This is a genomic window from Citrobacter arsenatis, from assembly GCF_004353845.1.
GTDB classification, from domain to species: Bacteria; Pseudomonadota; Gammaproteobacteria; order Enterobacterales; family Enterobacteriaceae; genus Citrobacter; species Citrobacter arsenatis.
This window is the reverse complement of record NZ_CP037864.1, coordinates 1,746,627-1,768,474: the sequence shown is the minus strand read 5'-3', so window position 1 is coordinate 1,768,474 and position 21,848 is coordinate 1,746,627. Positions and strand designations below refer to the sequence as shown.

The following is a 21,848-nucleotide window of genomic DNA, read 5'->3' as shown; positions in this document are numbered from 1 at the left end:
CTGCCGGATGGCGCTGCGCTTATCCGGCCTACCGCGTGATTCCCTTATCAGCATAATGATGAACTTACCGGGATAATTATGCTGAACTGAACTGGATTGCAGACAACCGGGCCTTAGCCTTCCCGTGAATCCCCTACCCGTTTATCTCTCAGGAAGATAACCATCAGAATCAGCCACAGTACACCACTTGCCAGATTGAACAGGCTAAACAAGCCGTTCCCGCCCAGCAGATAAGCGTGTTTACTCAGCTCGATACCAACGGTAAAAATCAGCATCTGCAACATACCCATGGCTGCAGAAACCGTACCTTTACTCATTTCACTGGCGAACAGCGTCAGACGAACCAATCCCGCATTCGCCACGCCAATACCAAACGCATAGATGCTTAAACCCGCCGTCATCCAGAGATAAGCATGAGATGACACCACCGTAGCCGCAGCGGCAACGATCAGCCCGACGGCAATTGGCCAGCCGCCCATGATAATCAGCGAACGTACAGTTTTTCGTGAAGTCAGGCGCGCCAGCACCAGGTTACCGGCAATCAGCGCGCCAAAAATCGGCACCTGCAACAGGCCATATTCATAGCTGCTGAGATGTTCACCGCTAATGATGATAATCGGCGACTGCGCAATCCACGCCAGTAACGGCAGGCTGACAAATCCCAGTGCCAGCGCGCCAGCCACGAAGCGTACGTTTCTCAGCACCAGCTTGTAATCTTTGCCCAACTCTTTAATAGACAGCTTTTCGCCAAGTCGGGTTGCCGTTTCCGGCATCGCGCGTTGCAGACCCAAAAATGAGATGGCGGCAAGCGCAGCAAACAGGATAAACATCCCTTCCCACGGCAGAACATGCACCCAGGCAGCGCCGACTAACGGTCCCAGCAGCGGCGCAATCAGCGCGACGTTTGCCATCAACGCGGTTATTTTTATACACACCGCTTCTTCAAAAGATTCCTGAATTGCGGCGTAACCCACAGCGCCAATAAAGCACAGGCTTATCCCTTGTAAAAAACGCAGGAAGGTAAATTGCTCAATATTCTGCGCAAGCAGGGTTGCAAGGCAGGTCACAATGAACCACAGCACACCGGTTAACATCACCGGGCGGCGTCCAATACGATCCGACAGCGGTCCTAGCAACCACTGCAAAAACATGCCGCCAGCAAGATAGGCGGTCATCGATGTGGGTACCCAATCTAATCCGGCGTTATATTGCTCCACCACCGCCAACATTCCGGGCTGGATCATATCGTTGCCGATATAAGTAGAGAATTCGTAAAGCACCAGACAGAGAGGGAAAAGTAATGCCTGACGCCCCAAACGGGCGCCTGAAGATAAACGGTTCTGCATGCAATCTCTTAACTATAGAAAAATCGCGCAAAGTGTAATAAATGCGCCGTACTGGTGATAGTGAATTATGTGATTTGAAAGCAAAATGCGCACATTTTTACACTCATTTGCTCAAGAACATTTTGCTTTAAGGTTAATTTAAGTTGAGGCCGCTATCATGCTCAATAAGTCTCATTAACTGTCTTAAAAATAGTCATTTAGCAGACAAATAAGACAAGACCGCTTTTTATTCCGTGAAAGCAATTTTATGCTCTCCCCCCTATGGGCCTTTTAACGATTACACTGAGTCTGGATGTTATGCTGGAAAATCTGAACAACTCACTTTTTTATCTCATCAATGCCACGCCGGACTCTGCGCAATGGATGATATCGCTGGCGATTTTTATTGCCAAAGACTTGATTAGCATCGTGCCGCTGTTAGCCGTTGTGCTCTGGCTTTGGGGACCGCGCGCCCAGGTTACTCTTCAGCGTCAGTTGGTCATCAAAATGGCGCTTGCCCTCATCGTCGGGCTGACGATTTCATGGCTGATGGGGCATCTGTTCCCCCACGATCGTCCGTTTGTAGACCACATCGGTTACAACTTCCTGCATCATGCGGCGGATGACTCTTTCCCGAGCGATCACGGTACGGTTATTTTTACCTTTGCCCTTGCTTTCCTGTTCTGGCATCGCCTGTGGACGGGCGCTCTGTTAATGGTCGTTGCCGTGGCGATTGCCTGGTCGCGGGTCTACCTTGGCGTACATTGGCCTCTGGATATGCTGGGAGGATTACTCGCCGGACTGATTGGCTGCCTGAGCGCCCAGATGATCTGGCAACGGTTTGGCGCGCCCTTGTATCTTGGCTTGCAAAATTGCTATCGCGCCTGCTTTGCTCTACCTATCCGTAAAGGTTGGGTACGTGACTAACCCACGGTAAAAAGAGTAGTATTAAGCGCGGCACAGAGCACTTATTTTACTCTCCAGGGGAACTATGGAAACTCGACGCGACGAGCGTATTGGTCAATTACTGCAGGCGCTGAAACGCAGCGATAAACTGCACCTCAAAGAAGCCGCGACGCTGCTGGGCGTATCCGAAATGACCATTCGTCGCGACCTGAATAATAACGATGCGCCTGTCGTCCTGCTCGGGGGCTATATTGTTCTGGAACCCCGCAGCGCCAATCACTATTTAATCAGCGATCAAAAATCCCGTCTGGTTGATGAAAAACGCCGTGCCGCCCAGCAGGCGGCAAGCCTCGTGCAGGCGCATCAGACCATCTTTTTCGACTGTGGTACCACCACGCCGTGGATCATTGAGGCTATCGACAATGAATTGCCTTTCACCGCAATCTGCTACTCGCTGAATACGTTTCTGGTGCTGCAGGAAAAACCGCAGTGCCGCGTCATTCTGTGTGGTGGCGAATTCCATGCCAGCAACGCCATTTTCAAACCGCTCGATTTCCAGGAAACGCTAAACAACTTGTGTCCGGATATCGCTTTTTATTCCGCGGCAGGCGTGCATATTGAGAAAGGCGCGACCTGTTTTAACCTGGAAGAGCTGCCGGTGAAACACTGGGCGATGTCAATGGCGCAGCACCACGTGCTGGTGGTCGATCACAGCAAATTTGGTAAGGTACGTCCTGCAAGGATGGGGGAAATAAAACGCTTTGATACCATCATCAGCGACAGTCGCCCTGACGAGGCGTTTGTTGAGTATGCGAAGGCGCAACGCATAAAGCTGATGTATTAAGAGATACTGCCGGACGGCGATAACACCGTCCGGCAAACGCAAAGATTACGAGAACCAGCCACCAAACCACTGGTGGAATTTCATCATCACAAAGTCCCACATGCGGCTAAAGAATCCACCCTCTTCCACGGCCTCCATCACCATCAGCGGACGCTGCTCGATGGATTTCCCGTTCAACTGGAAGTCGATAGTGCCCACAACCTGACCTTTCTTCAGCGGCGCGGTTAACTGTGGTTCGGTGAGCGTAAAGCTGGCCTTCAGGTTTTTGAGCTGACCACGCGGAATGGTCACCGAACCCGCTTCCCCGGCACCCAAATTAACTTCGCTCTTATCGCCAAACCAGACGCGCTGGGTCACGAAAGTAGCATCCGGTTTGATCGGCGTAACGGTTTCAAAGAAGCGGAAGCCCCAGGTCAGCAGCTTTTCGGACTCATTAAAGCGAATGCGGTCGGTTTTCGCTCCCAGCACCACGGAGATCAGGCGCATGTCGCCCTGGGTCGCAGAAGCCACCAGGTTGTATCCCGCCCCGGCAGTGGTCCCGGTTTTCATACCGTCCACGTTCAGATTGGTGCTCCACAACAAACGGTTGCGGTTCGGCTGGCGGATTTTATTAAAGGTAAATTCTTTCTCTTTGTGGATAGCGTACTCTTCCGGAACATCGTGGATTAGCGCCTTACCAAGTAACGCCATATCACGTGCGGTACTGAACTGTCCTGCCGCATCCAGGCCATGCACCGTCTGGAAAGTGGTATTGGTCAGTCCCAGTTTTTTCGCATAGCCGTTCATCAGACCGATGAAGGATTCCTGACTACCGGCAACGTAATCAGCGAGTGCGATACAGGCATCGTTACCAGACTGGATAATAACGCCTTTGTTCAGGTCGGACACCGCAACCTGATCGCCGGGCTTGAGGAACATAACCGACGAACCGCGCAGGGCCGGGTTACCGGTTGCCCAGGCATCTTTGCCCACGGTGACCATATCATTGAGGTTAATTTTTCCGGCCTTCAGCGCCTGACCGACCACATAGCTGGTCATGATCTTCGTCAGACTGGCGGGATCAAGTTTCTCATCAGCATTACCTTCCGCCAGCACCTTGCCGCTAGCGTAATCCATCAGGATCCACGCGCGCGCGTCCACGCTCGGTGGTGCAGTGGGTTGCTCCGCCGCCTGTACGGTCGGTGCCAAAAGGATTAAGAGTGCAGAACCTGCAGCAAAGCTGCGAAGTGAAGAGAAGTATTGCGTCATAAATGCCACCCGAGTATCCATTCCAAAAAAACCACGTCATACCACACCGTGTTTACACAAAACCGGCCAAGCGATCTCGGCCAACCCATGCAGAAAAGGACTGATGGATGACGTGTAAAATAAGTGCGGTGAGTAATAACGCACTAACGAGCTTAAAGAAACCGTAAGTTGGTAAAGTTTTTAAAGTTTATGCAATAACGTCGCGCTGCGCTGCTCCTGGCACGATTTTTTTAGACTTTGTTGCGTAAATATTGGCTTTACCCCACCATGTGAGCTAGTCAGATGGCATCTGCAGCCAGAAAGCTGCTCAATTAATTTGCGGGGTTACTATGATTACACTGTGGGGTCGCAATAACTCGACCAACGTAAAAAAAGTATTGTGGACGCTCGAAGAACTGGAACTGCCGTATAAACAAATTCTGGCGGGCGGACAGCATGGCGGTAATCGCGATGCCGACTATCTGGCTCTGAATCCGAACGGACTGGTCCCGCTACTACGCGATGATGAAACGGACGTTGTATTGTGGGAATCTAACACTATTGTCCGCTATCTGGCGGCTCAATACGGACAAAAACGTTTGTGGATTGACGCCCCGGCCGCACGGGCCATCGGTGAAAAATGGATGGACTGGGCGAACCAAACGCTGAGCCCTGCGCATCGGGTTATCTTATTTGGTCTGGTCAGAACCCCTGCCGAGAGTCGCGATATGGCGGCCATTGAGGCGGGTACTCAGGTTTGCGACAACCTGTTTGCCATTCTGGACAATGCGCTGGCGCATCAGTCCTGGTTCTCTGGGGCTGAGTTTGGCACTGCCGATATCGCCGTTGCGCCGTTCATCTATAACCTGTTCAACGTTGGCCTGACCTGGACTCCGCGCCCACATCTGGAGCGCTGGTATCAACAACTGACCGAGCGTCCGGCGTTTCAAAAAGTCGTGATGATCCCGGTCAGCTAACCAGATCAGGGACTCACTTTCAGTAATTCCCCGTCGGACTCGTCGGTTAACACATATAAATAACCGTCTGGTCCGACGCGTACATCGCGGATCCGCTGCCCTCTTTCCTGCAACAGACGACTATCTTCGCTGACGGCATTCCCTTTAACATTCAGCACGATCACCGCTTTATCTTTCAACGCGCCGATGAACAACTTCTGTCGCCACTGTGGAAAGGTATCGCTATTATAAAAAGCCATTCCGCTGACCGCCGGTGACTTTTCCCAGTAAAAGATGGGTTGCTCGGTGCCAGCAACAATTTGACCTTTTGCTTCGGGAATTTTAAGACCGCTGTAGTTAACGCCCCAGGTCGCGATCGGCCAGCCGTAGTTTTTGCCTTTCTCGGGGATATTGATTTCATCGCCCCCGCGCGGACCATGCTCATTGAGCCACAGTATATCGCTCCAGGGATTCATCGCCATCCCCTGTGGATTGCGAATACCATATGACCAAATCTCTGCCCGCTCCCCCGTCTTACCCACAAACGGATTATCCGGCGGAATTTTTCCCTCATCGGTCAGTCGTACGACCTTACCTTGCAGCTTATCCAGATCCTGCGCGCTGGCCCGCTGATTATTCTCACCAAGGCCGATAAACAGATAGCCATTACCATCAAATACCATACGTCCGCCAAAATGGTTTCCGGTGGAAAGCTTTGGCTGTTGGCGAAAAACGGTCTGGAACCCTTGCAGATGTTTGAGATCGTCGCTCAGGCGCCCGTAACCTACCGCCGTACCGGCTTTGCCTTCGCTATCGGATTCAGCAAAGCTCAGCCACACCCGGCGGGATTGTGCAAAATCCGGTGCTAACGCCACATCAAGCAATCCCCCCTGACCATTTGCCCAGACTTTGGGCACGCCGGTCAGTGGGTCGGAAATCCCCTTCCCAGGCTGCCAGAGTCGAAGCTGACCACCTTTGAGCGTAATGAGCATACCGCGATTATCGGGTAAAAAAGCCAGTGACCACGGGTGATCGAGTTTGGTTTGCAGCACCTCCACCTTTACCGCAGCGGCATAAGTGGAAAATAGCGCAAGTGAAATAGCACAGAGAAAAAGTCGACGCATAACCCCTCCTTATTGGCTCTGCATAAAGCGTAGCCAGCAAGGGGAATTATCCCGCCACATTTACATAATATTAACGAAAAGGGGGAGCGCCCTCCCCCTGATTCAGACGTGTTCCAGCGTTGGATAAGATTGCAAACACTGGATGCTCAGCGTCAGCGTTGTCAGGCAGTTTTCCAGTTTCTCTGCGTTAACGGCGATAAAGGTTGGACAATCGTGATGTCCACTCATCAGACAAACAGCGGCGGCGGCTAACGCCCCTTCAGCACGATGAAGGGCATTCCACTCTTCCTGATCAAGATGCATACCGTGAAGCTGTGATTGTTCGTGCAATTCGCGATTCAGCACAAAAAAATTATCACGCAGACGATCGCTCTCGCTGACTGACATGTAGCCTTTCGCTTTTCTCAACAGCAGATAAGCGGCAAGTTCGATACGGGCGTTTATCAATTTGTTGAGAAGATCGGTTCTCAGTCTGTCAACAACCATACTTTGTTCCTCCTCTTTCCAACCATGGTGCAACTTAATAGTATGGTTGTTTTTTGAACAAATAGATGTCCTATATCAACAAAGCTCAATTGATTAACATAATTTACAATGTTACAACTCCAGCCTGTGTACTCAGCAAAAATGGTCAGTTTCTGATTGTCCTGACATTTTTTGCTATACCTGATGTGATTACTGCCGTGGCGCTGATTATGAGGGGTCTATGTCGAAAGCAAATGATGCAGAGAAAATTCGCACGCTATCAAAAATTGATCTTAATCTGCTGACGATTTTCTGTTTGATCTACAGCGTAGGCAGCATCTCCAGAGTTGCTGACATGTTGAATATCTCCCCCTCTGCCGTCAGCCAGTCCTTGAGAAAACTGCGCGAAATGATGGGGGATAATCTGTTTGTCCGCAGCGGAAATGCGCTGTTACCGACGGTCTACTCTGATGAGCTTTATGATAATACGATCCCAATTATCGACAAACTGTCATCGCTGATGCCGCTTTCCACGCCTGCCGCCAAAAAAAGGCTAACACTCTATACGGAATCATTTATTTCCCCTATCGTCATTCCCGATGTAACTGCCAGAATAATCGATACCGACGCCGATATCAGTCTCCTGCACCTCACCGCCGACCTGAATGAACAGAGCATTATTGAGTTATTAAATATGCGCCAGGCGGATGTGGTTTTTTCAACATTTTCCGTTGAGTCAGCAAGCCTTTCATGCCAGAAAATATGCGATATGCGGCTGGTACTGGCGGCATCAAAAAATAACGCTTTATACGGTAGTTCCATTAGCGAAGCGCAATTCAGAAACGCGAATCTGGTGGGTTATAATACCAAGAATGAAAAAATCATTTACCATCGCAGCATTGTGGATAAAAAATTCAGAACCGGGGATCGCTGCCTGCTTACCTCATCATTTACGGCGATACTGACAATTGTGTCCAATACCCATTGTTTAGGGGTGATTCCAGAAAAGGTATTTGCAACACATGCTCATCTGTATGGGCTGAAAAAAATAAACACGCCGTTTCCCCTGCCGCAATTTAGTGTGTTTGCTTCATCGCGCAAAGACAGCAATACCCATAAGATTCTCTCCCCTATTCTTGCCGATTTGCAAACCGCCTCCCTGTTATGAAAACCAGGGAGGCCCAGCGCCAGGGAAATTGCTATACGCGAATTTTAGCTATGCGCCAGATATGGTCGGCATATTCCTGCACCGTTCTGTCCGACGAGAAATACCCCATATTGGCAATATTGTGCATCGTCTTTGTCGTCCACTCGCGGGGAGTTCGATACAGCTCATCCACCGCATCCTGGCAGTCCACATAGCTGCGGTAATCTGCCAACACCTGGTAGTTGTCACCAAAGTTGATCAATGAATCCAGCACGTCTCTGTAACGTCCAGGCTCCTGCGGGCTGAACATCCCCGTACCGATTTGCGTCAACGCCAGGTGCAGTTCTTCATCTTTTTCAAAGATGCGTCGTGGGTCATAGCCATCGCGTCGCAAGGCTTCAACCTGATTGGCCGTATTACCAAAGATAAAGATGTTATCTTCGCCAACGTACTCACGCATTTCAATATTCGCGCCGTCGAGCGTACCGATGGTCAACGCGCCATTCATACCAAACTTCATATTGCTGGTCCCGGAGGCTTCCGTCCCGGCCAGGGAAATTTGTTCTGACAGATCGGCCGCCGGAATAATCAGCTGTGCGAGACTGACGCTGTAATCCGGGATGAAAACCACCTTCAGTTTGCCGCCTGTTTGCGGGTCATTGTTAACTAACTGCGCCACATCGTTAATTAAGCGGATAATTTGCTTCGCCATGTAATAAGACGAGGCGGCTTTTCCGGCAAAAATATTGACACGTGGAACCCAATTGGCATCCGGTGCGGCTTTGATCCGGTTATAGCGCGTGATCACATGAAGCACATTCATAAGCTGCCGCTTGTATTCGTGAATACGTTTCACCTGCACATCAAACAGCGCATCTGGATTCACCACCACGCCATAATGGGTGGCAATATGTTGCGCCAGTCGCTGCTTATTTTCATTCTTCGCCCGGCGTACCGCCTCATTCACAGTGGGATAGTCTATATACTGCTTCAACTCACCCAACTGCATTAATTTGGTCCGCCAGCTTTCACCAATATTCTCATCCAGTACGTTGGATAACGCAGGGTTTGCCAGCGCCAGCCAACGCCGCGCCGTGACACCGTTGGTTACGTTGGTGAAACGCAGGGGAAAAATACGCGCAAAATCAGCAAACAGAGAGTCGGTCATCAGCTTTGAATGCAACGCCGACACGCCATTTACTTTATGGCTGACAACCACCGCCAGCCAGGCCATTCGCACCACACGCCCATGAGATTCATCAATCAGCGATACGCGCTGCAACAGTTCGCTGTCATCGCGATAGCGCTCCTGTAACGTCTTCAGGAAGCGGTCGTTAATCTCAAAAATAATCTGCAAATGACGCGGTAAAATTCGACTTAGCATTTCCACCGGCCAGGTTTCCAGCGCCTCGCTCATCAACGTATGGTTGGTATAAGAAAAAATCTGACAGGTCACGTCAAACGCGTTATCCCAACTAAACTGGTGATGATCAATCAGCAAACGCATCAGCTCAGGGATCGCCAGTACCGGATGCGTATCATTGAGGTGAATCGCGATTTTATCGGCCAGATTATCGTAAGTGCGGTGCAACTGATAATGACGGCTCAGGATGTCCTGAATCGTGGCCGAGGCCAGGAAATAGGCCTGGCGTAAACGCAGTTCACGTCCTGCATCGGTCGAATCATCCGGATACAGTACTCGTGAGATCCGATCAAAGTGGTATTTGTTTTCCACTTCCGTAGCAAAGTCTTCCTGCTGATTCAGTTTGCCCGCATTGACCTCACTATTTACCTGAACGTTCCACAACCGCAATGTATTGGTGGTGTCCGTCGCATAGCCGGGAATAATCTGGTCATGGGCCACCGCCAGAATATCTTCAGTTTCAAGCCAACGGGTTTTATTCCCTTCTTGTTGCAATCGCCCGCCAAAGCGCACTTTATAATGCGTATTATGACGTTTGAATTCCCACGGATTACCATATTCTAACCAATAGTCCAGCGATTCTTTTTGTACGCCGTCGACGATATTTTGTTTAAACATCCCGTAATTATAGCGAATACCATATCCACATCCCGGCAGGCCAAGCGTTGCCAGAGAATCAAGGAAACAGGCCGCCAGACGACCGAGACCGCCATTCCCAAGCCCGGGATCATTTTCCTCATCAATCAGCTCTTCGAGTTCAAGCCCCATTGCCTCCAGCGCGCTTCTTACTTCGTCGTAAATACCTAACGAGAGCAGCGCATTAGACAGCGTGCGGCCAATTAAAAACTCCATCGACAGATAATAAACCTGGCGCGCATCCTGAGAGAATTGTGCCCGATTAGAACGGTGCCAGCGCTCGACCATTCGATCGCGTACCGCATATAACGTCGCATTAAGCCACTCCCGTTTCGTGGCGATGGCGGGATCTTTGCCAATAGTAAATAAAAGTTTATTAGCAATATCGTCTCTCAGTTTATCAACATCAGAGTCCGCCGCGAGCGGCAGTGGCGAAATATACATATTAACGTTACCTTTCAAATTTTGTAGGATGGGTAATAGACAGGTGAATTATTTAAACTCTGGGTTTGCGAGCGTCAGAATTTTGCCGAATAATTTCATGACTGGCGACAAACGTTAATTCTGTCATTAATATACGCCAACTTAAGCCCGTGGCCAGTGATATATAATATAAACTCACACCATTAGCATAAAGAGTTTTAGCCATTTCAAGTTTCGACTGCAAAACAATATCTTTCAAATTTAACCTCATTAATAACGCTCGACGAGATAAAATTTACGCTAATTAATTTCTACAGCCAAGAAGTGACACTTAAAGCCGGAATTAGAGTCGCTAAACACCTTCCGCTAACCGATCCACTATTTATAGGTATTGGTCTTTATTCTCCCGGTCTTATGCTGATCAGATATAGATGTACCGTGAAGGCATCTGTATAATCCCCCGATTACGAGCAATGTACAGTATAAGAAAATGGCAAAAATTGGTTTTATATCACTAGGTTGTCCGAAAAACCTCGTCGATTCTGAGCGCATCCTGACCGAACTTCGTACCGAAGGCTATGATGTTGTGCCAAGCTACGACGACGCGGATATGGTAATCGTTAACACCTGCGGCTTTATCGACAGCGCGGTTCAGGAGTCCCTGGAAGCAATCGGCGAAGCGCTGAACGAAAACGGCAAGGTGATCGTTACCGGCTGTCTGGGCGCGAAAGTCGATCAGATCCGTGAAGTCCATCCAAAGGTGCTGGAAATCACCGGACCTCATAGCTACGAACAGGTTCTGGAGCACGTTCACCACTATGTGCCAAAACCTAAGCACAACCCGTTCCAGAGTCTGGTTCCTGAGCAGGGCGTCAAGCTGACTCCGCGTCATTATGCCTATCTGAAAATTTCTGAAGGCTGCAACCACCGCTGCACGTTCTGCATTATTCCGTCGATGCGTGGCGATCTGGTGAGCCGCCCTATTGGCGACGTCCTCAGCGAAGCTAAACGTCTGGTGGATGCGGGCGTAAAAGAGATCCTGGTCATTTCTCAGGATACCTCTGCCTACGGCGTGGATGTGAAGCATCGCACCGGTTTCCATAACGGCGAGCCGGTCAAAACCAGCATGGTTGATCTGTGCGAGCAGTTATCAAAACTGGGGATCTGGACGCGTCTGCATTACGTCTATCCTTACCCGCACGTTGATGACGTGATCCCGCTGATGGCGGAAGGGAAAATTCTGCCGTATCTGGATATCCCGCTGCAGCATGCCAGCCCGCGTATTCTCAAGCTAATGAAACGCCCAGGCTCCGTGGACAGACAGCTGGCGCGCATCAAGCAGTGGCGTGAAATCTGCCCTGAACTGACGCTGCGTTCAACCTTCATTGTCGGTTTCCCGGGTGAAACGGAAGAAGACTTCCAGATGCTGCTCGACTTCCTGAAGGAAGCGCGTCTGGACCGCGTGGGCTGCTTTAAATACAGCCCGGTTGAAGGCGCTGGTGCCAATGACCTGCCGGATCAAATCCCGGAAGAGGTGAAAGAAGAACGTTGGAACCGCTTTATGCAGTTGCAACAGCAGATCTCGGCGGAACGCTTGCAGGAGAAAGTGGGCCGCGAAATTCTGGTTATCGTTGATGAAGTTGACGAAGAAGGCGCGATTGGTCGCAGTATGGCTGACGCCCCGGAAATCGACGGCGCGGTATACCTGAATGGCGAAACCAAGGTGAAACCTGGTGATATCATCCGCGTGAAGGTCGAAAACGCAGATGAATACGATCTGTGGGGCTCCCGCGTTTAAGTAAGCGCAACCCAACTGTAGGCCGGATAAGGCATTTATGCCGCATCCGGCAATGCCTGATGGCGACGCTGAAGCGTCTTATCAGGCCTACGGTTCACCCTTTAATTTTCGGGTCCAGCGCGTCGCGCAGACCATCTCCCAGCAGGTTAAACGCCAGCACCGTCAGGAATATCGCCACCGCCGGGAAAATCGCCACGTGCGGCGCGATCACCATATCAGCCCGAGCTTCATTGAGCATTGCCCCCCACTCCGGGGTCGGCGGCTGCGCGCCCAATCCCAGAAATGACAGACTCGCGGCAGAGATAATCGACGTGCCAATTCGCATGGTAAAAAAGACCACGATCGATGAAACCGTACCGGGCAGAATATGGTTAAAAATGATGATCGCATCGCTGGCGCCAATACTGCGCGCAGATTCAATAAAGGTCTGCTGCTTCAGCACCAGCGTGTTTCCACGCACCAGACGCGCGAAGGCCGGAATGGAGAAAATGGCCACGGCAATGATCACGTTCGCAATGCCGCTTCCCAGCACGGCGACCACGGCTATCGCCAGCAAAATCCCCGGAAAGGCAAACAACACATCACAGATACGCATAATCAGTCGGTCCCACCAGCCTTCGTAGTATCCCGCCAACAGCCCCAACACCGTGCCAATCGCCGCGCCAATAAATACGGCAAAGACCCCCGCTGCCAGCGAGATTTGTGCGCCGACCAGCACGCGGCTAAAGATATCCCGTCCCAGCGAGTCAACGCCAAACCAGTGCAGCATCGACGGTCCATCATTCAGACGGTCATAGTCGAAGTAGTTCTCGGCATCAAATGGCGTCAGCCAGCGCGCAAAAATCGCCACCGCTATCAGCAGCAGGACAAATAACCCCGCAAACATTGCCATGTGCTGGCGACGGAAGCGACGCCAGAATTCATGCCACGGCGTGCGTATCTGCTCAGGCTTAACAAGGGGCATCGCATTTAAAATCGCCTGTCGGCGCCAGTTAAAAAATCGCATCCTTACTTGTACCTGATAGCCGGATTAATGGCGGCGTAAAGCACATCCACCACTAAGTTAATAAGAATAAACTCCAGAGAAAACAACAACACTTCGGCCTGAATCACCGGATAGTCGCGCATTTCGACTGAGTCCACCAACAGTCGCCCAAGCCCTGGCCAGTTGAACACCTTCTCAACCACAATAGAGCCGCCGAGCAAAAAGCCAAACTGTAGTCCCATCATGGTGACCACCGGGATCATCGCATTACGCAGACCATGTTTTAACACCACCCAGGTTTCACTCACCCCTTTGGCCCGTGCGGTCCGCATATAGTCTTCACTGAGCACATCGACAAACGACGCGCGGGTAAACCGGGCCAGCACCGCAGCCACCGCCGCACCCAGCGTGATAGACGGGAGGATATAGTGCAGCCAGGTGTCAGCGCCAACGGTGGGCAACCAGCCAAGCTCAACGGAGAATATCTGCATAAGCAACATGCCAAGCGCAAACGCCGGGAACGAGATCCCGGTGACCGCCAGCGTCATACTTAATCTGTCCGGCCAGCGATTGCGCCAAACCGCAGCAATAATCCCTGCCGTCATGCCGAATAACACCGCCCACGCCATACTGGCAATGGTCAGCCATAGCGATGGCATAAAACGACTGGCTATCTCTTCTGACACCGGACGACGAGAAACCATCGAGGTCCCAAAATCGCCTTGCAACACGTTGGTCATGTAATGCCAGAACTGAACATGCAGCGGCTGGTCCAGACCCAGCTGCTTGCGCACCAGTTCAATCACCTCGGCGTCAGCTTCCGGTCCGGCAATCAGCCGGGCCGGATCGCCGGGTAGCAGGTGAACAAATAAAAATACCAGCACCGCAACAATCAACAGAGTTGGAATCAACCCCAGCAGGCGCTTGAAAACATAGTTAAGCATCACGCTCCCTTCGCCGGCCCCTGGGCTACGGGGCCGAATGAATAGCTTATTTTAAATCCGCATCATCAAAGCTAAATCCGGTATCTGGCATGATCCAGAACCCGGTCAACCTGGTACTGTGCGCCGAAATCAGTTTCTCCACGACCAGCGGGATCCACGGCGACTCTTTCCAGATAATATCCTGCGCATCCTTGTACAGTTTCGCTTTCTGCGCCGGATCGTTGGTTTGCAACGCTGCCGCTAAATCACTGTCCACCTGTTTGTTGCTGTAGAACGCCGTATTAAACAGAGTCGGCGGCCAGTTTTGTGATGCAAACAGCGGTGACAACGCCCAGTCAGCTTCACCCGTAGAGGCAGACCAGCCGGTGTAGAACATCCGTACCCCGCTCTCTTTCTGCGCTTTTCCTTCAACTTCCGCCGCGCGCTGTCCGGCATCCATCGCCGTTACCTGAGCTTTAATGCCCACCTGCGCCAGCTGCTGCTGGGTAAATTGCAGCACTTTCTGCGCGGTACTGTGGTTATGTGAAGACCATAGCGTGGTGGTAAAACCGTTCGGATAGCCTGCTTCTTTCAGCAGCTCGCGCGCTTTCGCCGGATCGTAAGGCCATGGTGTGTAGCTTTGCGCATAGGCAATCGATGGTGGGAGAACGCCGGTGGCCGGTGTCGCGTACCCGGCAAAAGCCACTTTCACCAGCGCCTGGCGGTTGATGGCATAATTTAGCGCTTCACGCACCTTCGGGTTGTCGAATGGTTTTTGCGTGACGTTCATACTGATATAACGTTGCATGATAGACGGACTGGCCACCAGTTCCAGGTTTTTGTTCTTCGCCAGTAATGCCGCCTGCTCGTAAGGGATTGGGAAGGCAAACTGCGCTTCCCCGGTCTGCAGCATGGCCGCACGCGTGTTGTTGTCGGTCACCGGGCGCCAGGTAATGGTATCCAGCTTTGGCAGCCCTTGCTGCCAGTAGCCCGCGAACTTCTTAACCTTCACAAAATCCGTCTGATTCCAGGTATCAAGCTGGTACGGCCCGGTCCCCACAGGATGAAAACCGATCTCCTTACCGTATTTCTCCAGCGCGGCGGGAGAAATCATCGCCGTTGCAGGGTGCGCCAGAATATTGATAAAGGCAGAGAACGGCTGTTTCAGCGTAATCTTCACCGTCGACGGATCGACGACCTCGGTTTTATCGATATTCTTATACAGGTTGTAGCGTTTCAGATGATTTTCCGGATTGCTGGCACGATCGAGGTTAGCTTTAACCGCATCAGCGTTGAACTCAGTGCCATCCTGAAACTTCACGCCCTGACGCAGCTTAAGGGTGTAAGTCAGGCCATCATCAGAAACCGTATAGCTCTCCGCCAGCACATTTTTCAGCTTCATCTCTTTATCAAGGCCAAACAGCCCCTGATAAAACGACTTCGCTACCGCCTGCGACAACGTGTCGTTCGCGTCATAGGGGTCAAGCGTGGTGAAATTGGATCCTACCGCCACCACCACATCCTTGGCGGCCCAGCCAGGTGTTGCGGCCAGCGCAGAGGCCACACCCACAGCAACCAGCCATTTTCGAGCAACAATTTTTGTCATGTTATTCTCCTTAAACCCTGCCTGCCTGTTATAAACGCGAAAGCGCATTTTCTGGTTGCCCACGCGCAACATAATGCCCCGGTCCAACTAACTGTAGTGAAACCGGGGAAACCTCTTCGCCACGTTTGCGGATATTGCTGGGGATATCATCCGACAACAGCACGCGCTGTGGTCGGTGATGCGATGGATCGGCGACCGGGACCGCCGCCATCAGTTTGCGGGTGTACGGATGCTGCGGATTTTCAAACACCGCACGCCGGGTACCGATCTCGACGATCTGCCCAAGGTACATGACCGCCACACGATGACTGATCCGCTCTACCACCGCCATATCGTGGGAAATAAACAGGTATGCAATCCCCATTTCTCGCTGCAGGTCGAGCAACAGGTTGATAATTTGCCCACGAATCGAGACATCCAGCGCCGAAACGGACTCATCGGCAATGATCACCTTGGGATTGAGCGCCAGCGCCCTGGCAATACAGATGCGTTGACGCTGACCACCGGAAAACTCGTGCGGATAGCGCCAGGCATGCTCTGGGAGTAATCCTACACGCTCCAGCAGCCAGGCAACCCGTTTTGCCGCCGCATCGCCTTGCAGTAAGCCATGCACCCGCAGCGGCTCTAAAATGGAATATCCCACAGTCTGGCGTGGATCGAGCGAAGCATAGGGGTCCTGGAAGATAAATTGAATATCCCGACGCAGCGGCTGTAGCTTACTGGCAGCCAGGGTATCGATACGCTGGCCGTTGAAGATGATTTCTCCGCGCTGAGACTCTACCAGGCGCAGCAGCGCGCGCCCGGTGGTGGATTTCCCGCAGCCCGACTCCCCCACCAGCGAGAGCGTCTCTCCGGGCCACAGGTCGAAGCTAACGTTTTCAACCGCATGCACCTCGCGGGTCACCCGATTAAGAATGCCGCTGCGCAAAGGGAAACGCGTCACCAGATTACGTACCTGCAGAATAGGCTCGCCTTCAACCACGGTGTCCTGCTCGGTCTGTGGTTCTACATGACTGGGATCGTGTAATGAAATAAGCGGAAAACGGCGCGGATACTCTTGTCCGCTCATCGCGCCAAGCTGCGGCACAGCGGCCAACAGCGCTTTGGTATAGGGATGCTGGGGGGCATGAAAAATCTGCTCAACGCTACCGGTTTCTACCGCCTCCCCCTGATACATCACCAGCACGCGGTCGGCAATATCCGCCACGACGCCCATATCGTGGGTAATAAAAATCACGCCCATCGACATATCCTGCTGCAACACTTTTATCAGTTGCAGGATCTGCGCCTGGATAGTGACATCCAGCGCGGTGGTCGGCTCATCGGCAATTAAAACCGCGGGACGACACGACAGCGCCATGGCGATCATCACCCGCTGACGCATGCCGCCGGAGAGCTGGTGCGGATAGCGCGATAAAATCGCCTTTGCCTCGGGGATACGCACCTGGTCGAGCATCCGTTTAGCTTCCACCATCGCTTCTTCGTGGTTGGCACCCTGATGCAAACGGATTGACTCGGCAATCTGCTCACCCACGGTAAATACCGGATTGAGCGATGTCATCGGCTCCTGAAAGATCATGGCGATATCCGCGCCGCGTACGTGACGCATCTGCGACGCGCTCTGTTCACCCAGCTCAATAACCTGTCGGTTACGGCGTCGCAGCAGCATTTCATCGCAGCTCACCTCGCCGCCGGCCTGTTCAATCAGACGCATCAGCGACAAAGCCGTGACCGACTTCCCTGAACCGGATTCGCCCACGATCGCCAGCGTTTCGCCACGCTTCAGGCGAAATGACAGATTGCGCACCGCACTGACACGCTGCTGCTCTTGTTCAAAGGCGATATTCAGATTGTTGACTGCCAGCACGTCGCTGGCGTCAAGCTCATCACTGTGTGGCAACGGTATCTCCTTTTTCCCGATAAATACCGGTGGTTGGCGTATCGCCTGCGTATCCCCAGGCGCGGTACATGCCTTCACTGTTAAACGGCAAGGCAACGTTGCCCTCGTGATCGATAGCAATTAAACCGCCGCTGCCGCCGAGCGCCGGTAATTTTTCCATCACTACGCGTTCACACGCTTCCGATAAACTCAGGCCGCCGTAGTCCATCAACGCTGCAATATCATAGGCCGCCAGCGCACGAATAAAGACTTCCCCGGTTCCGGTACAGGAAACTGCCACATTTGCGTTATTGGCGTAACAGCCTGCGCCGACCAGCGGACTGTCCCCCACCCGACCCGGTAATTTGTTGGTCATTCCGCCGGTCGATGTTGCCGCCGCCAGATTGCCAAACATATCCAGCGCGACCGCCCCTACGGTACCCATTTTGGTGTTTTCATCCAGCGGACTCGCGCTATGATCCAGTACCGTTTCACCCGCCGCTTGCGCCGCCAGCAGTTGAGCGTAACGTTCTGGCGTCGAGAAAATATCCGCCGAAACGCGCGCCATACCCTGCGCAATGGCAAAGTTTTCAGCCCCTTCACCGATCATCATGACGTGTGGGCTGTGTTCCATTACCAGGCGTGCCGCGAGAATCGGATTTCGCAGATGGCTGACCCCAGCAACGGCTCCCGCGTTTAGCGTATTACCGTCCATCACGCAGGCATCCAGTTCATGGGTTTCATCACGGGTATACACCGCGCCAATTCCGGCATTAAACAATGGACACTCTTCCAGCAAGCGCACGGCTTCGGTCACCACATCCAGTGCGCTACAACCGTCCTCAAGCATCCGCTGGCCGGTTTCCACGATATCCGACAGCGCCTGTATATAACGCAACTCTTGCTCCTGGCTCAGCTGCGAACGGGTGATAGCCCCTGCGCCGCCGTGAATTGCAATGACTGCTTTACCCATTTTTTTGTCCATCAGGTGGCAGGTTCCAGGGTTATAAATATCAGAATTTCTGTGACTTATTGATTCGATTTTTGAATATAGAAAGATGTAGACGTCATGTAAAGGTAAAGGCTCGCGCCTTACAACTCGCCCCATCAGGTCATGCAGATGTGTTTAACGCAAAAGAGATCCCTAAACGTTATTGATTAATTATTTAAACCTGTCGGAGATCTGTTTTTTTGCATAACACACAAATCGTTCAACGGACGGCATAGACGCGGCCCAGTTATGTTTGGTTAAGCCGAGATATTCCAGACGTGCGGCTTGCAGCGTGTCAGCATACTCAACGGGTAATTGCGGCAAAAGCCAGGACGCAGCCTCGTCCTTAGCAACAATATTGCCCGTAACCACGCTATACCAGATACGTGCCAGAGCAAGGATGATATTCCGCTCGTCCCCTTCTAAATCGGCCGGTTTCTGCCACAGCTCAAGGATATGCCGAAATGTTTGCACAACATCGCTAAAAGGGATGACGTTGAATAATGTCTCAGCGGGTTCACCGAACAATGGAACGCTGGCGCGCCGGGCCTGGGTCAACAGAATGGCAAGATCAGGATCCTCCTGCGCCGGTTCATACACGCCAGCGCAGATATCATCACGCAACCATTCGCCAAACTGCATCTCTCTCGCCGGAGGGAATCGCCACGGTACAATCTGCGAGAGCAGAACAACGGTCACTTCCAGCGCACGATACCGTTCGCAGGTGCCGGGAGGCGCAGAAATAGTCAGCAAATCCTGCATCAGTTTTTTTCGTTGCCGGGCATTCATGGGTTCCCGCAGGATGACCAATAAATCAATGTCGCTTTGGGGTTTTAGGCCGCCTTCAATAGCAGACCCATACAAATGGATGGCAACGAGATCCCCCGCGAAAATCTGACGGATGAGCGCACTGGCGGCATCCAACTGGTGTCGAATAGCGTCCGGGATAGTATGAGTCATTTAGCCCCCAGCTAAAAAAGTAGAAACAGTGAGTCTATACTGCATTTTTCCTGTAGCGCTATCCTCTGGCAGAAAACCCTTATCAGATCCGATCCTAAGCCTGAGGTGGCATACTGTCCGCGTCCATTTTCTGACATAATGAGCGGATTCGATTTTACCCCGCAGGAGTCTTCTCATGGAATTTACCGCCGGACTGATGCCGCTTGAAACGGCTCTCTCTCAGATGCTGTCGCGTATTACCCCGCTTACCGCTGTTGAAACGCTGCCGCTGGTTCAATGCTTTGGCCGCATTCTGGCCACCGACGTCGTCTCGCCGATTGATGTGCCGGGATTCGATAACTCGGCAATGGATGGCTATGCGGTGCGATTAGCCGATCTACAGTCTGACCAACCTCTTGCGGTGGCAGGCAAAGCCTTTGCTGGTCAGCCTTTCCATGGCGAGTGGCCTGCGGGAACCTGCATCCGTATTATGACCGGTGCCCCGGTGCCTGCCGGTTGTGAAGCGGTGGTGATGCAGGAGCAAACGGAACAAACCGAAGAGGGCATTCGCTTTACCGCCGAGGTCCGCAACGGACAAAATATTCGTCTGCGCGGTGAAGATATTGCCAACGGCGCGGTGGTGTTTGCCACCGGGACGCGCCTGACAACCGCCGAGCTTCCCGTGCTGGCTTCGCTCGGCATTGCCGATGTCTCCGTTGTGCGCAAAGTCCGCGTGGCGCTGTTCTCTACAGGCGATGAACTACAGCTGCCGGGTCAGCCGTTGGAAGACGGACAGATTTATGACACCAATCGTTTAGCCGTTCATCTGATGCTGCAGCAGTTGGGCTGCGAAGTGATCAACCTGGGGATTATTCGCGACGATCCCAACGCGCTACGCGCCGCGTTTATCGAAGCCGACAGCCAGGCCGATGTCGTCATTAGCTCCGGCGGCGTTTCCGTAGGCGAAGCGGATTACACCAAAACCATTCTGGAAGAGCTGGGAGAAATTGCCTTCTGGAAGCTGGCCATTAAACCGGGCAAACCGTTCGCCTTTGGCAAACTGAGCAACAGCTGGTTTTGCGGCCTGCCGGGTAACCCGGTGTCTGCAGCCCTCACCTTTTATCAACTGGTACAACCGCTGCTGGCGAAACTCAGCGGCAACACCGCCAGCGGGCTACCTCCGCGCCAGCGCGTGCGCACCGCATCACGCCTGAAGAAAACGCCAGGCCGTCTGGATTTTCAGCGCGGTGTATTACAGCGTACCGCGGAAGGCGAACTGGAAGTCACCACTACCGGACATCAAGGCTCGCATATTTTTAGCTCCTTTAGCCTGGGCAACTGCTTTATCGTGCTGGAGCGCGATCGCGGTAACGTCGAAGCCGGAGAATGGGTTGAGGTCGAGCCGTTTAACGCACTGTTTGGAGGCCTGTAATGGCGGAACTCAGCGACCAGGAGATGATGCGCTATAACCGGCAAATCATTCTGCGCGGCTTCGATTTCGAAGGTCAGGAAGCGCTTAAGGAGGCGCGGGTACTGGTCGTTGGCCTGGGGGGACTGGGATGTGCAGCAACCCAGTACCTTGCAGGCGCTGGCGTCGGGCATTTAACCCTGCTCGACTTTGACACGGTTTCCGTGTCGAACCTCCAGCGCCAGACGCTGCATAGCGATGCGACCGTTGGACAGCCCAAAGTGCTCTCCGCCCGCGACGCACTGGCGCGGATTAACCCTTACATCGCCATTACGCCAGTGAATGCGCTGCTGGAAGAAAACCAGATTCACGCGCTGATCGCCGAGCACGATTTGGTGCTGGACTGTACGGATAACGTCAGCATCCGCAATCAGTTGAATGCCGGATGCTTCGCCGCCAGGGTTCCGTTGGTTTCTGGGGCGGCAATTCGCATGGAAGGACAAATTACCGTCTTTACGTATCAGGAAGGAGAGCCATGCTACCGCTGCCTGAGTCGTCTGTTCGGTGAAAACGCCCTGACCTGCGTCGAGGCCGGAGTGATGGCCCCGCTGATCGGCGTGATTGGCTCGTTACAGGCGATGGAGGCCATTAAGCTGCTGGCAAACTATGGTAAACCGGCGTCTGGAAAAATCGTCATGTACGACGCCATGACCTGCCAGTTTCGCGAAATGAAGCTGATGCGTAACCCGGGGTGTGAGGTTTGTAGTCGGTAATAAAGTCGGGTGGCGGCTTCGCCTTACCCGACCTACAACGGCTCGAACGTAGGCCAGGTAAGCGTTAGCG

Annotated in this window: 18 protein-coding genes; 7 read left to right on the top strand and 11 right to left on the bottom strand. The window is 52.6% G+C overall.

What is annotated here, in order from left to right:
• Positions 1 to 113: 113 nt before the first annotated feature.
• Positions 114 to 1,346, bottom strand: a complete 1,233-nt coding sequence (locus E1B03_RS09420; RefSeq protein WP_103768910.1) for an MFS transporter — start codon at positions 1,344 to 1,346, stop codon at positions 114 to 116.
• A gap of 297 nt (positions 1,347 to 1,643) precedes the next feature.
• Between E1B03_RS09420 and ybjG the strand changes: the two genes are divergently transcribed.
• On the top strand, positions 1,644 to 2,252 hold the full coding sequence (gene ybjG / locus E1B03_RS09415) for an undecaprenyl-diphosphate phosphatase (protein WP_103769016.1): 609 nt from the start codon (positions 1,644 to 1,646) through the stop codon (positions 2,250 to 2,252).
• A 64-nt stretch (positions 2,253 to 2,316) separates the two neighbouring features.
• The gene (gene deoR, locus E1B03_RS09410; RefSeq protein ID WP_133086097.1) at positions 2,317 to 3,075 is read left to right on the top strand and encodes a DNA-binding transcriptional repressor DeoR; all 759 of its coding nucleotides are present in this window, start codon (positions 2,317 to 2,319) and stop codon (positions 3,073 to 3,075) included.
• 45 nt (positions 3,076 to 3,120) lie between these two features.
• On the opposite strand, the gene dacC is transcribed toward deoR, so the two are convergent.
• Positions 3,121 to 4,323: a serine-type D-Ala-D-Ala carboxypeptidase gene (gene dacC / locus E1B03_RS09405; protein ID WP_032940149.1), complete on the bottom strand. Its 1,203-nt coding sequence runs from the start codon at positions 4,321 to 4,323 to the stop codon at positions 3,121 to 3,123.
• Positions 4,324 to 4,652: 329 nt separating this feature from the next.
• On the opposite strand from dacC, the gene E1B03_RS09400 reads away from it, so the two are divergent.
• Entirely contained in the window at positions 4,653 to 5,279 is a 627-nt protein-coding gene (locus tag E1B03_RS09400; RefSeq protein ID WP_103768908.1) for a glutathione S-transferase family protein, read from the top strand.
• Between the two features lie 5 nt (positions 5,280 to 5,284).
• On the opposite strand, the gene E1B03_RS09395 is transcribed toward E1B03_RS09400, so the two are convergent.
• On the bottom strand, positions 5,285 to 6,382 hold the full coding sequence (locus E1B03_RS09395) for a PQQ-dependent sugar dehydrogenase (protein WP_133086096.1): 1,098 nt from the start codon (positions 6,380 to 6,382) through the stop codon (positions 5,285 to 5,287).
• Between the two features lie 102 nt (positions 6,383 to 6,484).
• The gene (gene bssR / locus E1B03_RS09390) at positions 6,485 to 6,868 is read right to left on the bottom strand and encodes a biofilm formation regulator BssR (protein ID WP_006685335.1); all 384 of its coding nucleotides are present in this window, start codon (positions 6,866 to 6,868) and stop codon (positions 6,485 to 6,487) included.
• 220 nt (positions 6,869 to 7,088) lie between these two features.
• Here bssR and E1B03_RS09385 point away from each other — a divergent pair, with 220 nt between their 5' ends.
• Positions 7,089 to 8,015: a LysR family transcriptional regulator gene (locus tag E1B03_RS09385; protein WP_103768906.1), complete on the top strand. Its 927-nt coding sequence runs from the start codon at positions 7,089 to 7,091 to the stop codon at positions 8,013 to 8,015.
• A gap of 31 nt (positions 8,016 to 8,046) precedes the next feature.
• On the opposite strand, the gene glgP is transcribed toward E1B03_RS09385, so the two are convergent.
• Positions 8,047 to 10,497 carry a glycogen phosphorylase gene (gene glgP / locus E1B03_RS09380; RefSeq protein WP_133086095.1) on the bottom strand — a complete coding sequence of 817 codons (2,451 nt, stop codon included), beginning with the start codon at positions 10,495 to 10,497 and terminating at the stop codon, positions 8,047 to 8,049.
• 469 nt (positions 10,498 to 10,966) lie between these two features.
• Here glgP and rimO point away from each other — a divergent pair, with 469 nt between their 5' ends.
• On the top strand, positions 10,967 to 12,274 hold the full coding sequence (gene rimO / locus E1B03_RS09370; RefSeq protein WP_103768903.1) for a 30S ribosomal protein S12 methylthiotransferase RimO: 1,308 nt from the start codon (positions 10,967 to 10,969) through the stop codon (positions 12,272 to 12,274).
• 94 nt (positions 12,275 to 12,368) lie between these two features.
• On the opposite strand, the gene gsiD is transcribed toward rimO, so the two are convergent.
• The 6 genes from gsiD to E1B03_RS09340 all read right to left on the bottom strand — a co-directional run bounded on the left by gsiD (position 12,369) and on the right by E1B03_RS09340 (position 19,618).
• Complete coding sequence (gene gsiD / locus E1B03_RS09365; protein ID WP_103768902.1) at positions 12,369 to 13,280, bottom strand: glutathione ABC transporter permease GsiD; 912 nt, start codon at positions 13,278 to 13,280, stop codon at positions 12,369 to 12,371.
• A gap of 2 nt (positions 13,281 to 13,282) precedes the next feature.
• Complete coding sequence (gene gsiC / locus E1B03_RS09360; RefSeq protein ID WP_032942797.1) at positions 13,283 to 14,203, bottom strand: glutathione ABC transporter permease GsiC; 921 nt, start codon at positions 14,201 to 14,203, stop codon at positions 13,283 to 13,285.
• 46 nt (positions 14,204 to 14,249) lie between these two features.
• On the bottom strand, positions 14,250 to 15,788 hold the full coding sequence (gene gsiB / locus E1B03_RS09355) for a glutathione ABC transporter substrate-binding protein GsiB (protein ID WP_103768901.1): 1,539 nt from the start codon (positions 15,786 to 15,788) through the stop codon (positions 14,250 to 14,252).
• A 28-nt stretch (positions 15,789 to 15,816) separates the two neighbouring features.
• Positions 15,817 to 17,688 carry a glutathione ABC transporter ATP-binding protein GsiA gene (gene gsiA / locus E1B03_RS09350; RefSeq protein ID WP_103768900.1) on the bottom strand — a complete coding sequence of 624 codons (1,872 nt, stop codon included), beginning with the start codon at positions 17,686 to 17,688 and terminating at the stop codon, positions 15,817 to 15,819.
• Positions 17,675 to 18,640 (bottom strand): beta-aspartyl-peptidase, encoded by a 966-nt coding sequence (gene iaaA / locus E1B03_RS09345; RefSeq protein ID WP_103768899.1) that lies wholly within the window; start codon positions 18,638 to 18,640, stop codon positions 17,675 to 17,677. Before iaaA ends, gsiA begins: the two co-directional genes overlap by 14 nt.
• Positions 18,641 to 18,829: 189 nt before the next feature.
• The gene (locus E1B03_RS09340; protein ID WP_133086094.1) at positions 18,830 to 19,618 is read right to left on the bottom strand and encodes an aminoglycoside adenylyltransferase family protein; all 789 of its coding nucleotides are present in this window, start codon (positions 19,616 to 19,618) and stop codon (positions 18,830 to 18,832) included.
• A 175-nt stretch (positions 19,619 to 19,793) separates the two neighbouring features.
• Between E1B03_RS09340 and moeA the strand changes: the two genes are divergently transcribed.
• Positions 19,794 to 21,029, top strand: coding sequence for a molybdopterin molybdotransferase MoeA (gene moeA / locus E1B03_RS09335; protein ID WP_103768897.1), 1,236 nt, complete (start codon positions 19,794 to 19,796; stop codon positions 21,027 to 21,029).
• On the top strand, positions 21,029 to 21,778 hold the full coding sequence (gene moeB / locus E1B03_RS09330; RefSeq protein ID WP_103768896.1) for a molybdopterin-synthase adenylyltransferase MoeB: 750 nt from the start codon (positions 21,029 to 21,031) through the stop codon (positions 21,776 to 21,778). The genes moeA and moeB overlap by 1 nt, the downstream gene beginning before the upstream one ends.
• The last annotated feature ends 70 nt before the right edge of the window (positions 21,779 to 21,848 follow it).

Excerpts from the sequence above, each read along its gene's own strand:
- moeA (WP_103768897.1), top strand. The coding sequence starts at position 19,794 with ATGGAATTTACCGCCGGACTGATGCCGCTTGAAACGGCTCTCTCTCAG.
- deoR (WP_133086097.1), top strand. The coding sequence starts at position 2,317 with ATGGAAACTCGACGCGACGAGCGTATTGGTCAATTACTGCAGGCGCTG.
- dacC (WP_032940149.1), bottom strand. The coding sequence starts at position 4,323 with ATGACGCAATACTTCTCTTCACTTCGCAGCTTTGCTGCAGGTTCTGCA.
- bssR (WP_006685335.1), bottom strand. The coding sequence starts at position 6,868 with ATGGTTGTTGACAGACTGAGAACCGATCTTCTCAACAAATTGATAAAC.
- E1B03_RS09400 (WP_103768908.1), top strand. The coding sequence starts at position 4,653 with ATGATTACACTGTGGGGTCGCAATAACTCGACCAACGTAAAAAAAGTA.
- gsiD (WP_103768902.1), bottom strand. The coding sequence starts at position 13,280 with ATGCGATTTTTTAACTGGCGCCGACAGGCGATTTTAAATGCGATGCCC.
- glgP (WP_133086095.1), bottom strand. The coding sequence starts at position 10,497 with ATGTATATTTCGCCACTGCCGCTCGCGGCGGACTCTGATGTTGATAAA.
- ybjG (WP_103769016.1), top strand. The coding sequence starts at position 1,644 with ATGCTGGAAAATCTGAACAACTCACTTTTTTATCTCATCAATGCCACG.
- E1B03_RS09385 (WP_103768906.1), top strand. The coding sequence starts at position 7,089 with ATGTCGAAAGCAAATGATGCAGAGAAAATTCGCACGCTATCAAAAATT.
- gsiC (WP_032942797.1), bottom strand. The coding sequence starts at position 14,203 with ATGCTTAACTATGTTTTCAAGCGCCTGCTGGGGTTGATTCCAACTCTG.
- moeB (WP_103768896.1), top strand. The coding sequence starts at position 21,029 with ATGGCGGAACTCAGCGACCAGGAGATGATGCGCTATAACCGGCAAATC.
- E1B03_RS09420 (WP_103768910.1), bottom strand. The coding sequence starts at position 1,346 with ATGCAGAACCGTTTATCTTCAGGCGCCCGTTTGGGGCGTCAGGCATTA.
- E1B03_RS09395 (WP_133086096.1), bottom strand. The coding sequence starts at position 6,382 with ATGCGTCGACTTTTTCTCTGTGCTATTTCACTTGCGCTATTTTCCACT.
- gsiB (WP_103768901.1), bottom strand. The coding sequence starts at position 15,788 with ATGACAAAAATTGTTGCTCGAAAATGGCTGGTTGCTGTGGGTGTGGCC.
- E1B03_RS09340 (WP_133086094.1), bottom strand. The coding sequence starts at position 19,618 with ATGACTCATACTATCCCGGACGCTATTCGACACCAGTTGGATGCCGCC.
- iaaA (WP_103768899.1), bottom strand. The coding sequence starts at position 18,640 with ATGGGTAAAGCAGTCATTGCAATTCACGGCGGCGCAGGGGCTATCACC.
- rimO (WP_103768903.1), top strand. The coding sequence starts at position 10,967 with ATGGCAAAAATTGGTTTTATATCACTAGGTTGTCCGAAAAACCTCGTC.